We start from the raw sequence: 14,048 nt of genomic DNA on the forward strand, positions 1-14,048 counted from the left end.
TTAGGGTATAGGGATATTAACCTTATACCTTAAACCTTTCACCTTAAACCTTTCTAGATATTCTTTTTCTTTAATTCTTTTACTGCGTAATCTGCAGCACGCGCGGTTAGCGCCATAAATGTTAATGATGGGTTTTGACATGCGATAGATGGCATACATGATCCATCGGTTACGAAAACGTTATTCACCTCATGCATCTGGTTCCATTTGTTAAGCACCGATGTTTTTGGATCGTTACCCATTCTGGCTGTACCCATTTCGTGAATGGCCATACCAGGATAGCAACCATTATCGTAGGTTTTGATGTTTTTCATGCCTGCTTTTTCTAACATTTCAGCAGCATCGTTCATCATGTCCGTACGCATTTTTTTCTCGTTTTCCTTGTATTCGCAATCAATGGCCAATACCGGCTGTCCCCATTTATCTTTTTTGGTTTTATCAATGTAAACCTTGTTTTCGTAATATGGCAACATCTCTCCGAAACCGCCCAAGCCCATGCTCCATTTGCCTGGTTTGGTCATTTTTTCTTTCAGGTCTGCACCGAACGATAACTCGGCTACATCATTTTGCCAGTTACTTCTACTTGCACCACCCTGATAACCGAAACCACGTAAATAATCGCGTTTATCGTTTCCGATGTTTTGATACCTTGGGATATAAATACCGTTTGCACGACGGCCATAGGTGTATTTATCGTCGAAACCTTCAGCTTCGCCGGATGCACCACAACGGAAGTGGTGATCCATTAAGTTGTGCCCTAACTGACCGCTGCCATTACCCAAACCATTTGGATGCGCCTCAGAAGTAGAGTTTAACAAGATAAAAGTAGAACCTAAAGTAGAACCATTAACAAAAACAATTTTGGCATAAAACTCCATTGTTTTGTTGGTTTGTGCATCAATAACCATTACACCTTTAGCTTTTTTGGTGTCTTTGTCGTAAATAATGTGGTTTACAATAGAGTATGGTCTTAACGTTAAACGTTTAGTAGCCATAGCAGCAGGCAGGGTAGAAGATTGCGTACTGAAATATGCACCAAACGGACAACCGCGGCTGCATAAATTTCTGTACTGGCAATTGCCACGGCCTTTATGCGGAACGGTAAGGTTAGCCACACGGCCAATCATCATAATCCGCTCTCTTTTATAGTGCTCTTCTATACGTGCTTTTACCGATTTTTCTACAATGTTTAAATCCATTGGTGGTAAAAACTGCCCATCTGGACAGGTAGGCCAGTTTTCGTTAGAACCACTGATGCCTGCAAAACGCTCGGCATAATCGTACCATGGCGAAAGCTCGGCATAACGAACCGGCCAGTCACTTCCGTGACCATCCCTTGCGTTATCTTCGAAGTTATGATCGCTTAAACGGTAACTCTGACGGCCCCACATTAGCGATTTACCGCCCACATGGAAACCACGGTACCAATCGAAACGTTTATCTTCTGTATAAGGGCATTCCAAATCGTTTACCCACCATTTTTCGTTCGCTTCCTGATAAGGGTAATCTCTTTTTTGTACCGGGTGGGTACGTTTTTGCTCTTCAGTTAATTTACCAGCATGTTTAAAATCCCATGGATTTTTCATTGCGGTTTCGTAACCCGTGATGTGCTCAATGTTCATCCCTCTTTCGAGCATTAAAACGCGTAAGCCTTTTTCGGTAAGTTCTTTTGCAGCCCAGCCGCCACTAATCCCCGATCCTATAACAATAGCATCGTAAGTATTTTCTGCTTTTAAATTTGTATTTAAATTCATGATGTTTTGTCGTTGTAGTTGATGTTAGGTAGCCCACGATTTTTGGCCAGGCTTTAAGGTAGTATTGCCATCATAACGGCCTGGAACAAGAACGTAAGCCCTTGCTTTGGTGCAACCAATTTCGGATGAGTAATAACCTAGCAAAGTTAAATCGCGTGCGGTAATGAAGAAATAAGCTAAATCTTTGTTCTCCTCTGATTTAGTTTCTTTCTGTGCAATGGCGATGGTTCTTAAATCGGTCATTAACTTTTTGCGGTCGGCAAGGGTTAAGGTGATGTAACTTTTTCCGAAATCTTTCATCGATTTAGCCTGAAGGGCTTTAAATCCATTTGCGAATGAAGTTTGCATGGCAGCAGGATAACAGTCTTTCATCATCATTGGTATAAATTTACCTAATCCGGCAGCTTTGGCACCGGCAGATGACTGGGTAGTTGGAACAATGATATCAGCAAATTCAGCAAAAATCTTCTCATCCTCAATAGAATACTGTACGAAGTTTTTTTCGTTTTCCGGGAGCGTAAAACTTTCAAATAAAACGCCCATTGTACTTGCTGAGATTGCTCCTCCCAGCAAAAATGCAACGTTTTTGAGTGCTTCTCTTCTATGCATCGTATTTATGGTTTTATATATTGGTTATGTTATGTGTTGAATGAGTAATATTAGAAAAAATATAATGGAAACGTTAAGGTTACACCGTTAAATTATTGATACGCAACGCTATTGTTACTCCGAATAATTATTCTAAATAAGATGGATTTTGTTTGTTTAATGCTAATTAAAGCCTGTTTTTGTGCTTAATTTACTTGGTGTAAAAAGTACATTTAGTGTGATTGAATGTCTTATTTACCAGTAAATCGTTAACAGCCTTTATTTCGGCAGAAATTTTGGGTTTAAAGCAGGTTCTTTTTAATGTAATTGTAGCTTTCTGTAATACTTTCAAAAGGCGGCTTTTTAATCAGGTCTTGTTCTGTGAAAATATAATCTACACCGGCCAGTTTTGAAGCTGTAAAAATGGGTTTAAAATCTATTCTGCCCGAGCCTACTTCGGTAAATACGGCCTTATCTTCTTTGTCCATATCCTTAACATGAAACATTTTATAACGGCCTGGATTTTTCTTAAACATATCAACAGGGTTCAAGCCTGCGTTAACTGCCCAGAAGATATCGAGCTCGAAACCTACAAGTTTGGCTTCAGTTTCATTTAATAAAATATCATAGCCTGTAAGACCATTTCCCTGATCTTTAAACTCGAAGTTGTGGTTGTGGTAGGCTAATTTTAAACCCGATTTTTGGCAAAGCTCTGCAGCCTGGTTAAACTTTGCTGCCATACGCTTGTAATCATCTAATGTACCATTTGCCCTGATATCTGTTGGTAAGGCAGGGATAACAAAATATTTCTGGCCAACTGTCGCTGCGATTTCGATGTGCGATTTTAATACTTTGTCGTCGCTGGTAGAAAGAAATTCGGTTACATTGTAATGCCCGCTTGGCGATGTGAGTCCATTGGCTTTTAGTAGTTCATTAAAATCTCTGGCTTCTAAACCCCAAAAGCCTTTTACTTCATATTTGCCGGGATAGCCATAATAAGTTTCTACCTGATTATAACCGATGCGAGCTACTTGTGCTATTGTTGCTTTAACGTCGGCAGTTAACTGTTCACGTAAGGTAAACAGGCCGATGCCGATTTTCGAAAGTTTTGTGGGTTGGGCTAAAGCCGATGTAATAATTGATGGACTTAAAAAGGCTGCTGCACCAGCTAAACTTACCTTTTGTAAAAATGATCTTCTTGTTGTCATGATGTATTAGAATTAAAAAAACCGGAGCGTAAACTCCGGTTTTATTTGTTAGAATGAATAAGCCAATGATCCCCAGAAAGTACGTTGAAGTAATGTTCTGCCAATCATTAATGTGCCAGGGGTTACGGTCGAGAAATCTCTGAATTGGTCTCCGCGAACATCGCCCTCTGTCAGCACTTTTGCATTTAACAAGTTGTCTGCCCAAAATCTTACTGAAATCTTTTTAGTGAAATTATAACCTGCGCCTGCTTTCATTACCACATAGGCAGGTAGCCTGTAGCTATCGCTTGGCGAGGTGAAACGACTGCCTACATAATTTGCAGCTACATATAAGTTAAAGTTTTTATAATCGTAATTGGCGCCAAGCTCAGTATTTAAAACCGGAACACGTTCGGTTCTTTTACCGGTAAAACTGTAAACACGATCTCCGAATTCGGCCAGTACCGCTGCATTTCCTTTGGTTGATGCTTCGTAATCAGTGTATTTAGAATCCTGTAGTGTTCCGGTTAAGCGTAAGCTTAATGGTTTGGCAATTTTGTATGATACTTCATATTCGGCACTCCAGGTACGGGTAGAGCCAAAAGCCACTAAAGCCTGGGTACCTGCTGCTGTTGTTGGCACATTGATGGTTAAAGATACATTTTTAATGGCCGAGTAACTTCCTGAAGCAAAAATAGCCAGGTTGTTTTTGGCATATTTAAAACCAACTTCGCCTAAATAAACAGGGCGTTTTTTGATATTCGCCGCATTATAGGCTGCTGCATTATAATCGCCAATGTTAGGCGCATTATAAGCTTTTGTAGCTCTTGCAAAAATACTTGCGGTATTGTTTATTTTATAGTTTGCACCCAAAGAGGCCGACCAGTTGGTTAAGGTTTCATCGTAAGCGGTATAGCCTAATATTGTTGCGGTGGCGGCTGCAGTTGTGTTTACCGTACCGTTTGCATTTAAAGCATAATATGGTCTGTCGCCTTTTACGTTCTGGTTATCGATCCTTGCACCGATATCTAAACGCCACTGCTCCGAAATTTTAATCTCATCACTAACATAGGCAGATAATGTTCTGGTATCGCCAATAAAAGTGTTTTTGGTTTGGATTGTTCGTTCACCAGCAGTTGGCGATTGTAATAAGATGCTCGGATGCTCTTTAAATTCTGAGAACGAGCGGAAAGCATAGCGCAAATCATCGCGGTTATACTGATGAATACCTGCACCTATACCTAAACTATGGTTTTTAATAGTTTTCTTTAGATCCAAGTAATTTACAATCTGCACATCACTATTGATTTGACCATTGGCCGATGAAGTAATTACATAATCGCCGGTAACAAATGGTGCCACGGTACCACCCGGATAATAATAGGGGGTTGTTGCAGTTCTTGCTGCAATTCCGGCCGGAACGGTATAAGTAGAATTGGTATGGGTATTTTGGTAACGGAAATTGTTAACAATCTGCCAGCCCCCATCTGTCAGGTAATTGAACTGAAAACCAACTGATCCTAATTTGGTATGGATACCATCTGTCAAACTAAAATTGTGATTGCCGGTTGCCGGATCATTGTAACTCCATTCGGTTTGAAGTGGAACGATAGATTGTGAAGCCATATCGTAATCGCGGTAAGTAGTTGGTTTGCCAGTACCATCGTAAGGGTAGTAACTGGTTAACAAAAACTGAACTTTATCGTTCAGGTATTTACCATACACACGGATAAAGCCTTTATGGTTTTTAAAATTAAAAGTCATGTTGCCTTTAATTTGCCCACCCTGGTTGGCCGGATTAAAACCCTGATCTACTACGCCATTATCGGTACGGTAAAAACCACCGATGCTGTATTTAATCTGGTCGTTTATTTTTCCCCCTGTATTTCCATCAAAGCGATATAAACCCTGCGAAAACCCTGTGGTGAATTTAAACTGGCCATATTGTTTATCGGCACCAACGTAGCTGAGGTTGTTAACCACTGCGCCTGGGGTATTGGCCTGAATAATAGAAGCATTACCACCTCTTACCGCTTCGATATTCTGAATGGTTAAATCTGTTTTATAATATTGATCTACAGATGGGTTGGTGTTGAAGCCTGTTGGCAAAAGGGGTAGTCCATCTTCCTGAATGCCCAGGAAAATATAACCGCCTTGCTGTGGAAACCCCCTTACCCAAACGTTGCCCGGACCATCGCCACCTGTACTTTCTACTGTTAAACCCGGTATTGCTTTTAACAAATCAGTACTGTTTAAAGGTGCCCTGTTGGTAATATCCTTATTGCTTACTGAAGTAAGGGCCACGCTACTTTCCAGTTTTTTCTTCGGGTTACCGCCAGTTACCATCACACTTTCCAACTGCAGGTTATCTTCTGATAAACTGATGTTCAGGTTTTCATCGGCATTGCCTGCAGATAGGTTTACTTCTTTAGATATATAACCTACATATCGTACCACCAGTACGCGGCTATCAACGGTGAGGCCTTTTAATGCAAAAGCACCATTCTCATCAGTTGTGGTACCAATGCTTTTCCCTTTTACGGTAACCGATACTCCAGGGATGGCGTTACCTTTGCTGTCGGTAACTTTACCGGTAACTATACCTTCAAAAGCCTTTAATAATGCCAGGTTGTTATTGGCGGGAATAGAATAGAGCAGAATCTGATCTTTAACTATCCTATATCCCACGTCATAACGTTTTAGCGAATTCTCAAGAAAGTACTTAAGTTTTTGGTTAACTACGTTGACAGAAATTTTCCTGTCAGAGTTGATTAATTGAGGGCTGTACACAAACTTTACATTTGCAAGCAACTCGGTTTTTTCGATAATGGTTTTAATATCTGTTTGATCGGCTTTGATCGAAATAGGTTTATTCAGGAATTCCTGGGCGCCTACATTTTTAGCGAATGCAGCACAGGTAAAAATTACTATTGCAAGTATTTGGTAAATCGAAACTCTCATTGCATATATCGCCAGCGAAATAAGTTGATTTTTTTTCATAAATTTGGTTATTGTTCATTAAATGATTGGATTTATTGGACATAGGAATACCATGAATACATTTCTTTGTATTTAGCTCGCCGGCAATGCCCCACATTGTCGGCTTTGTTTTTTAGAAAAATATTATGGAAAATCGGGCCGCGGTTACGGGCTGTTGGTGTTGTGGTTCTTGTTCATCGTTTTTATATTTTGGTTAGTTTTTATTCGAAACCACTATACTGGTTCCCTGGATATAATATTTGCTTGATATGGTTCCGCAAATAAGGTCGAGCTGCTCATAAAGCCCTTTTTTACTTAAATCTCCTGTAAAAGTGTAATTGGAAATCTGCTCGTTATCAGATTTTATGTCAATTCCGTAAGCCTCAGATAAGGTTTTGAAAATATCTTTAACACTTTCTTCTTTAAAGTTATAACTCAAACTTGTAGGCACATTGTAGGCCTCGGCCAAAGGAATAGGTTTACTTACTAAGGTTTTCTTTAAATTATGATCGGCAAAAATTCCTTTCTGGTTGGGTGTAAGTAAAATCGGCTTAGCCAGTTTTTGTGCGGTGAAACCAAAAAGAGAACTTTTTGCGTTTTCCTGAACCTGAACTTTTCCGGTTCTTACCGCAACCTGGGCAGGCATTTTATCCGTCGATGATTTTACCCAAAAGCTGGTACCCAGCACACGCACAACCAGTTTTTGATTGTACACATAAAAAGGTCTGTTAGGGTTTTTGCTTACCGAAAAGAAAGCGGTTCCTTTTAAATAAACCGTTCTTTTACCGGCAGCAAAAACCTTTGGATAAAGAATATTGGCCTGCGGTTTAAGTGTTACTGTACTTGAATCGCTAAGCGATATAATGATGGGACGATCAGTATCATTGGTTTTGCTGACTAAGTTCAATTCGCTGTTTTCGCTAATGAATGCTTGCTCAGCAGGATTGTAACGGGCAAAATATAAACCTCCAATTAAAAAGGCAATGGCTATTGATGCGGCAATAGCCAGCTTTGGCCATAGCTTTTTAATTTTTAAGGTTGTTTTTGGTTGCTGCTCAATGTTGTTGATGTTGAGCCAGGTGTTCGCCTGCATTTCATCGAGTGCAGTTGAAGACAAATCTTTAAAATTCTTGTTATTGATGTTATGGTACCATTTATCAATCCAAAGCTTTTCGGCTTCGGTACAATTTCCGTTTTCGTAACGGCTTAATAAATCGTAGAATGATTTCTGATCCATAAGAAAGAATATTTGGCTTTATACTATACAAGTAACACAAAGGAGGCGAAGCCCTAAAGCTGGAAGAGAAAAAAGATGAAATAAATTGTAATTATCTGTTAATCAGTTATAAAAAGATATAAAAGTTTTTGATGTATTCTTTTATTCTTTTAATTGAGCGGGTAATGTGGTATTCTACAGCTTTTTCTGAGATGTTTAAACCAGTAGAAATATCTTTGGTAGATTGATGCTGGTAGCGGCTGAGCCTGAAAACTTCCTGTGTTTTTTCGGGGAGCGAATTGATACCTTGTTCGATAATGGCCGAAAGGTCGTGAAGGTCGACCAAATTAGCGGTATCCTGATGATCTTCGGTATAGGTAAGGCTTTGGTATTGCACATACTTATTTTCCATAACCAAACTTCTGATGTGGTTAATCACACTTAGTTTTAAAGCTCCGAACAAATACGCCTGCAGGTTATTGATTTTGGCTTCCTCTCGTTTTTCCCAAAGCGAAATAAAAATGTTTTGAACCAGCTCTTCGGCAATTACCTTATCACCTGTTTTTTTATAGGCTGCCAGTAATAATTCTTTACTGTAAGTGAAATAAACTCTTTCGTAAGCCTGCTTGTCGCCCAATTTTAGACGGTTAAGTAGATCATCAGAATTTTCAGGCTCAAAAGGAGTCATTGGTTTATTTGGTTGTACGCTAATTATAGTAAATGTATAAATTTTAAGTTTTAAAGTTGGAATGTTTTAAGATTGGAATACTTTATTGTTGGAATGTTTTAAAGTTGAAAGGTTTGAATGTTTATCAGTCCAGATAAGCAGTTTGCAGTTAACAGTTAGCAATTCGCAATTAACAGTTTGCAACTTACAATTAACTAATTTATACAATTTAAACTGTTAACCTGATCCAGTTAAGCAGTTTGCAGTTAACAATTAACCAGTTTAAACAATTAACCAACTTATCTACTAAGTATAAATAATTTATCTCCTTTTATCTCATTTTTTTACCTTTGCTCAATCTCAAGAAAAATATGCAAGAAAAAATTGTTGTTTTAGGCTCTAACGGGCAGATTGGTACTGAATTGGTTACCACTTTGCGTAAGATATATGGCGATGATAACGTAGTTGCATGCGATATCCGTAGGCCAGATTATGACATCAAAAATTCTGCGCCATTCGAATTTGTAAATGTGCTTGATAAAGAAATGATTAAAGGCATTTTTCACAAGTACAGGCCAACCCAGGTTTATCTGTTGGCAGCATTATTATCTGCAACAGGTGAGCAAAATCCTAAATTAGCCTGGGATTTAAATATGAACGGTTTGCTAAATGTATTAGATTTAGCACTTGAATATAAAACGGCAAAAGTGTACTGGCCAAGCTCAATTGCTGTGTTTGGACCAAATTCGCCTAAAGATCATACCTCGCAATATTGTGTAATGGACCCGAATACGGTTTACGGTATAAGTAAACTAGCGGGCGAACGCTGGTGCGAGTACTATAACCAGAAATATGGATTGGATGTTCGTAGTATCCGTTATCCGGGGTTAATTAGCTGGAAAGCGGCACCAGGAGGTGGAACTACCGATTATGCCATTCACATTTTCCACGATGCACTTAAAAAAGGCGGTTACCAGAGTTTCTTAAATGCCGAAACCGAACTGCCGATGATGTATATGGATGATGCCATCCGTGGTACAATCGAATTGATGGACGCACCTGCTGATCAGATTTCGGTGCGTAGTAGTTATAATTTTGCGGGCGTTAGTTTTACACCAGAGGTTTTAGCTGCCGAAATCAGAAAGCATATTCCGGATTTTACATTATCTTACACCGATAACGATCCACGTCAACAGATTGCCAATAGCTGGCCACGTTCTATTGATGATAACTATGCTGCAAAAGATTGGGGCTGGAAACCAGAGTTCGATTTATCGAGACTGACAATTGACATGTTAAAGAATTTAAAAAAATAATATAAAGGTAGAGGGTTGGAAGGTTGAAGGCCTAAGGTCTCACATCTCAAATCTGATATCTCAATACTTAAGCAATGGGAAGAGCATTCGAATTTAGAAAAGAAAGAAAATTTAAGCGTTGGGCCAAAATGGCGGTTCAGTTTACGCGTATTGGTAAAGATATTGTAATGGCGGTTAAGGAATCGGGGCCTCACCCTGAAACCAACTCGCGTTTACGTACTGCAATGCAAAATGCTAAAGCAGTAAACATGCCTAAAGATAGGGTGGAGGCAGCTATTAAGCGTGCATCTGATAAATCGCTGGCCAATTACGAAGAAATTGTTTACGAAGGCTATGCACCTCACGGAGTAGCAGTTTTAATTGAAACAGCAACCGATAATACCAACCGTACTGTAGCCAACGTGCGCAGTTACTTTAACAAAACCAATGGAACTTTAGGTAAAACAGGTTCTTTAGACTTTGTTTTTAACCGCAAATCTATTTTTCGCTTTGTGCCTGCCGATGGTTTAGATCTGGAAGAACTAGAGTTTGAATTGATTGATGCAGGTTTGGAAGAACTATATGTAGAAGCCGATGAGGAAGGAAATGATATCGCTGTTGCACAGGGAGCATTCGAAAACTTTGGCTCTTTACAAAAAGCACTGGAAGAAAAAGGTATTGAATTAAAAAGCTCTAAACTGGAGCGTATTGCTTTATCGCATCACGAGGTTACAGAAGAGCAGGCTGCCGATGTTTTAAAACTGATTGATAAACTGGAAGAGGATGATGATGTGCAGGCGGTTTACCACAATATGGCTGAGTAATATCATTTGATATTTTATATAAAAGGTCCCGATGTTAACATTGGGACCTTTTTCATTTAGACCTTACAGTTTTTTAAAACCTGTAAGGTCTGATAAACTATTTCTTATGCGAAAACAACCAGGGCAATAACTCGGGTTCCGCAAATGCACTGTCCCAGCTGTTGTGGTTAGCATTTGGATAAAGCGAAAACTTAACCTCGTCGCCAACTGTTTTTAAACGTTCGGCAATAGCGATGGATAGTGCCGGATCTACAATATCGTCTTTTGCACCATGGAAAATCCATAGTGGCGTTTTCTTGTATTTTTTAATGTTATTGGTATTGTCGCCACCACAAATGGCAATGGCTGCGGCAAATTTGCGACGCTCTCTTCTTAACAGCTCGTAAGTTCCCATTCCACCCATGGAGAGGCCACCAACATAAACCTGTTCGCGGCTTACGTAAGGCTTTTTCAGGAAATCTTTAATCATACCCTGCAATGCGTGCATAATTTTGGTTGGCTTACCTCCTTCAACAAAGCTTAATTTTCGTTTGCCATTGGCATCGTTATCTAAATTGATGTTGGCCCAAAAATCATTTGCCGGGCATTGCGGGAATACCACAATAGCAGGAAAGTTTTTGCGGACATCGTTTTTCAAAAAAAGTTTGCCCCCGTGTACCAGCTGACTGGCATTATCGTTACCCCTTTCGCCACTACCATGCAGGAAAACAACTAAGGGATATTTTTCCTCAGGGTTAAAGTTCTCCGGAAAAAGCACCCTATAATAAATAGAATCCTTGCCTTTGATAAAACTTCCCCTGTCGTATTTTTTAAAATCCTGAGCGTTTAAAAAGAGTACAGAAAAAAGAATACTGATAGTGAGAAAAATCTTTTTCATCTGTTTAATTTATTTTAATTGTGATAAATCCCCGCCTGCAGCAGACAGGCATCACGGTATGTTATTTCCACTTGTGTTTTGATAAATTACAGTGGCTTCATTTAACAAAAATAGAAAACCCTGGCTACTTTACAATAGCACAGGGTTAACAACCAAACCTAATTGTCTTTATTTCAGTGCAAAAGATGCTTCTTTTACATCGCGTGAGTTGGTGCCAATGAATACTTTAAAATCGCCAGGCTCTGCTACAAACTTTAAATCTGAGTTGTAGAATTTAAGGTCGTTTTCGGTAAGGTTGAAAGTGATGGTTTTGCTTTCACCAGCCTTTAAACTTACTTTCTGGAAACCTTTTAGTTCTTTTACCGGACGCGTAATGCTGCCCACTAAATCGCGGATATACAGTTGTACTACCTCCTGACCATCGTATTTGCCCGTATTACTTAAGGTAACAGATGCGTTGATGGATTTGCCTTTGGTTAAAGTATTTGAGCTTAATTTAATATCGCTGTAATTAAATGTGGTATAACTTAAACCGAAACCGAACGGATATAAGGGATCATTGCTCACGTCTAAATAATTAGAACGGAACTTTTCGAACCATTTACCTTCGGCCAAAGGACGGCCAGTATTTTTGTGCGCATAATAAAGTGGTACCTGACCAACATTTTGAGGGAAAGTAGCACTTAATTTACCCGAAGGGTTCACATCACCAAAAAGTACATCTGCAATAGCACTGCCAGCTTCACTACCCGGAAACCAAACATTTAAAATGGCCGGTATATTTTCTTCCTCCCACTTTAATGCCAATGGACGGCCAGTAAACAAAACCAAAATCACTGGTTTGCCTGTTTTAGCTAAAGCTTTTAACAGATTTTTTTGTGTTTCAGGAATCTGGATATCGGTAACACTGCTGCTCTCCCCTGTAAATTCAGAACTTTCGCCCATGGTAGCTACAATCACATCCGATTTTTTTGCAACCTCTAAAGCTTCCTGAATCATATCTGCTTCTGTGCGCGAATCGTGCTTGTAGGTAGGGTTGTGGATGTTTACATAACGGTGCTCTAAAGCAGAATCGGCAAGGAAATTTGATCCACGGGCAGTTAATATTTTGGCATTGTTGCCTAAAGCATTTTTTAAACCCTGCAATACCGTTACCGATTTGTCAAATAAGGCTGCAACACTCCAGGTACCATACATATTTGCAGTATTATCGGCCAATGGGCCAATTAGGCCAATGGTGCCCGATTTTTTTAGTGGTAATACGTTGTTTTTGTTTTTTAGCAGCACAAAGCTTTCTGCTGCAATCTGGCGCGCAATGCTTCTGTTTTCGGGATTGAAAACTTCTTTTTCTGCTCTTTGTGCATCGCAGAATTTATAAGGATCAGCAAATAAGCCTAGTTTGTATTTTGCCTGAAGGATTAATCGGCAAGCCCTGTTAATCTGATCAATGCTAACTTTCTTTTCTGCAAGCGATTTTTTTAAGGTACCTAAAAAACCTTCTCCAACCATGTCCATATCTATTCCAGCATTTAAAGCTAAAGCAGAAACAGTTTGTAAATCGCCCATGCCGTGTGCAATCATTTCCGGAATGCCGGTATAATCTGTCACCACAAAGCCTTTAAAGCCCCACTGGTTGCGTAAAACCTCGGTCATTAACCATTTACTGCCTGTAGCCGGAATTCCGTCGACCTCGTTAAAAGAAGCCATAATACTGGCTGCACCTGCATCAACGGCTGCTTTGTAAGGTGGAAGGTATTCATTGTACATTTTTACCTTACTCATATCGGTGGTATTGTAATCTCTTCCGGCTTCGGCTGCTCCATAAAGGGCATAGTGTTTTACACAAGCCAGAATTTCGTTATTGGCCTGCAATTTACCCTGGTAACCTTTTACCATGGCTTTTGCAATTTGAGAACCCAGGTAAGGGTCTTCTCCATTGCCTTCAGAAATCCTTCCCCAACGCGGGTCACGCGAAATATCGACCATAGGAGAGAAGGTCCAGTTGATACCGCTTGCACTAGCTTCAATGGCCGCCACACGTGCTGATTTTTGTACCGCATCCATGTTCCAAGTGGCACTCATACCCAGTGGGATCGGGAAAACAGTGTTATAGCCATGGATTACATCCATGCCAAACAACAAAGGGATTTTCATCCTGCTGTTTTCCACGGCAACCTTTTGTACTGCCTTGATTTTCTCAACCCCCTTAATATTGAACAAACCACCAACCTGGCCATCTCTGATTTTTTTACCAATATCGCTGCTATTGGCTTGTCCGGTGGTAATATCACCAGAACTTGGCAAATTCAGCTGGCCAATTTTCTCCTCAACCGTCATTTTAGCCATGAGGTTGTTGATGAAGGTATTCATCTTTGCTTCTTCGGCCGAAACCGGTTTTTTGGTCTGCGCAGATGCGTTCAGTACGAGGGCTGTAAAAAAAACAACCAGGATTTTCGCTCTATTCATTGTATGTGTATTTTATTCTTTTTCCTTATTGTGTTTTAATCGTTATAAACGATTTACTATTTCCACGCTCGTTACAAACGAGCGCGAGCATTTTGCTAGCTGGCACTCGTTTCCAACGCGTGCCAGGATAGCTTTACGATTCTATCGTATTTTCATTTTAACTGCTCTAACGCTCGTTATAAACAAGCGCGAGCT

Annotated in this window: 10 protein-coding genes; 2 read left to right on the forward strand and 8 right to left on the reverse strand. The window is 39.8% G+C overall.

Annotation, left to right across the window (positions count from 1 at the left end):
- Nucleotides 1-53: 53 nt before the first annotated feature.
- From DBR40_RS09360 to DBR40_RS09385, 6 genes are all read right to left on the reverse strand, one after another.
- Nucleotides 54-1,754 carry a GMC oxidoreductase gene (locus DBR40_RS09360; protein ID WP_199748310.1) on the reverse strand — a complete coding sequence of 567 codons (1,701 nt, stop codon included), beginning with the start codon at nucleotides 1,752-1,754 and terminating at the stop codon, nucleotides 54-56.
- 24 nt (nucleotides 1,755-1,778) lie between these two features.
- Nucleotides 1,779-2,363 carry a gluconate 2-dehydrogenase subunit 3 family protein gene (locus DBR40_RS09365; protein ID WP_124559492.1) on the reverse strand — a complete coding sequence of 195 codons (585 nt, stop codon included), beginning with the start codon at nucleotides 2,361-2,363 and terminating at the stop codon, nucleotides 1,779-1,781.
- Nucleotides 2,364-2,644: 281 nt separating this feature from the next.
- Nucleotides 2,645-3,550: a TIM barrel protein gene (locus DBR40_RS09370; RefSeq protein ID WP_124559493.1), complete on the reverse strand. Its 906-nt coding sequence runs from the start codon at nucleotides 3,548-3,550 to the stop codon at nucleotides 2,645-2,647.
- A 48-nt stretch (nucleotides 3,551-3,598) separates the two neighbouring features.
- Entirely contained in the window at nucleotides 3,599-6,529 is a 2,931-nt protein-coding gene (locus DBR40_RS09375; RefSeq protein WP_124559494.1) for a TonB-dependent receptor, read from the reverse strand.
- 193 nt (nucleotides 6,530-6,722) lie between these two features.
- A complete protein-coding gene (locus tag DBR40_RS09380) occupies nucleotides 6,723-7,745 on the reverse strand; it encodes a FecR family protein (protein WP_124559495.1) in 1,023 nt (340 codons plus the stop codon).
- 106 nt (nucleotides 7,746-7,851) lie between these two features.
- Nucleotides 7,852-8,412, reverse strand: a complete 561-nt coding sequence (locus DBR40_RS09385) for a sigma-70 family RNA polymerase sigma factor (RefSeq protein WP_124559496.1) — start codon at nucleotides 8,410-8,412, stop codon at nucleotides 7,852-7,854.
- Between the two features lie 350 nt (nucleotides 8,413-8,762).
- Here DBR40_RS09385 and DBR40_RS09390 point away from each other — a divergent pair, with 350 nt between their 5' ends.
- Nucleotides 8,763-9,707 carry an NAD-dependent epimerase/dehydratase family protein gene (locus DBR40_RS09390; RefSeq protein WP_124559497.1) on the forward strand — a complete coding sequence of 315 codons (945 nt, stop codon included), beginning with the start codon at nucleotides 8,763-8,765 and terminating at the stop codon, nucleotides 9,705-9,707.
- Between the two features lie 74 nt (nucleotides 9,708-9,781).
- A complete protein-coding gene (locus DBR40_RS09395; RefSeq protein WP_124559498.1) occupies nucleotides 9,782-10,510 on the forward strand; it encodes a YebC/PmpR family DNA-binding transcriptional regulator in 729 nt (242 codons plus the stop codon).
- 97 nt (nucleotides 10,511-10,607) lie between these two features.
- Here DBR40_RS09395 and DBR40_RS09400 read toward each other — a convergent pair whose 3' ends face one another.
- Entirely contained in the window at nucleotides 10,608-11,387 is a 780-nt protein-coding gene (locus DBR40_RS09400; protein WP_124559499.1) for a prolyl oligopeptidase family serine peptidase, read from the reverse strand.
- A 168-nt stretch (nucleotides 11,388-11,555) separates the two neighbouring features.
- Nucleotides 11,556-13,853 (reverse strand): beta-glucosidase BglX, encoded by a 2,298-nt coding sequence (gene bglX, locus DBR40_RS09405; protein WP_124559500.1) that lies wholly within the window; start codon nucleotides 13,851-13,853, stop codon nucleotides 11,556-11,558.
- Nucleotides 13,854-14,048 lie beyond the last annotated feature (195 nt).

Origin of the sequence: Pedobacter sp. KBW01 (genome assembly GCF_003852395.1) — a bacterium.
Classification (GTDB): domain Bacteria; phylum Bacteroidota; class Bacteroidia; order Sphingobacteriales; family Sphingobacteriaceae; genus Pedobacter.

What these genes read in the sequence shown, in the direction of transcription:
- DBR40_RS09385 (WP_124559496.1), bottom strand. Translation starts at nt 8,412, where the DNA reads ATGACTCCTTTTGAGCCTGAAAATTCTGATGATCTACTTAACCGTCTA.
- bglX (WP_124559500.1), bottom strand. Translation starts at nt 13,853, where the DNA reads ATGAATAGAGCGAAAATCCTGGTTGTTTTTTTTACAGCCCTCGTACTG.
- DBR40_RS09400 (WP_124559499.1), bottom strand. Translation starts at nt 11,387, where the DNA reads ATGAAAAAGATTTTTCTCACTATCAGTATTCTTTTTTCTGTACTCTTT.
- DBR40_RS09365 (WP_124559492.1), bottom strand. Translation starts at nt 2,363, where the DNA reads ATGCATAGAAGAGAAGCACTCAAAAACGTTGCATTTTTGCTGGGAGGA.
- DBR40_RS09370 (WP_124559493.1), bottom strand. Translation starts at nt 3,550, where the DNA reads ATGACAACAAGAAGATCATTTTTACAAAAGGTAAGTTTAGCTGGTGCA.
- DBR40_RS09375 (WP_124559494.1), bottom strand. Translation starts at nt 6,529, where the DNA reads ATGAAAAAAAATCAACTTATTTCGCTGGCGATATATGCAATGAGAGTT.
- DBR40_RS09390 (WP_124559497.1), top strand. Translation starts at nt 8,763, where the DNA reads ATGCAAGAAAAAATTGTTGTTTTAGGCTCTAACGGGCAGATTGGTACT.
- DBR40_RS09395 (WP_124559498.1), top strand. Translation starts at nt 9,782, where the DNA reads ATGGGAAGAGCATTCGAATTTAGAAAAGAAAGAAAATTTAAGCGTTGG.
- DBR40_RS09380 (WP_124559495.1), bottom strand. Translation starts at nt 7,745, where the DNA reads ATGGATCAGAAATCATTCTACGATTTATTAAGCCGTTACGAAAACGGA.
- DBR40_RS09360 (WP_199748310.1), bottom strand. Translation starts at nt 1,754, where the DNA reads ATGAATTTAAATACAAATTTAAAAGCAGAAAATACTTACGATGCTATT.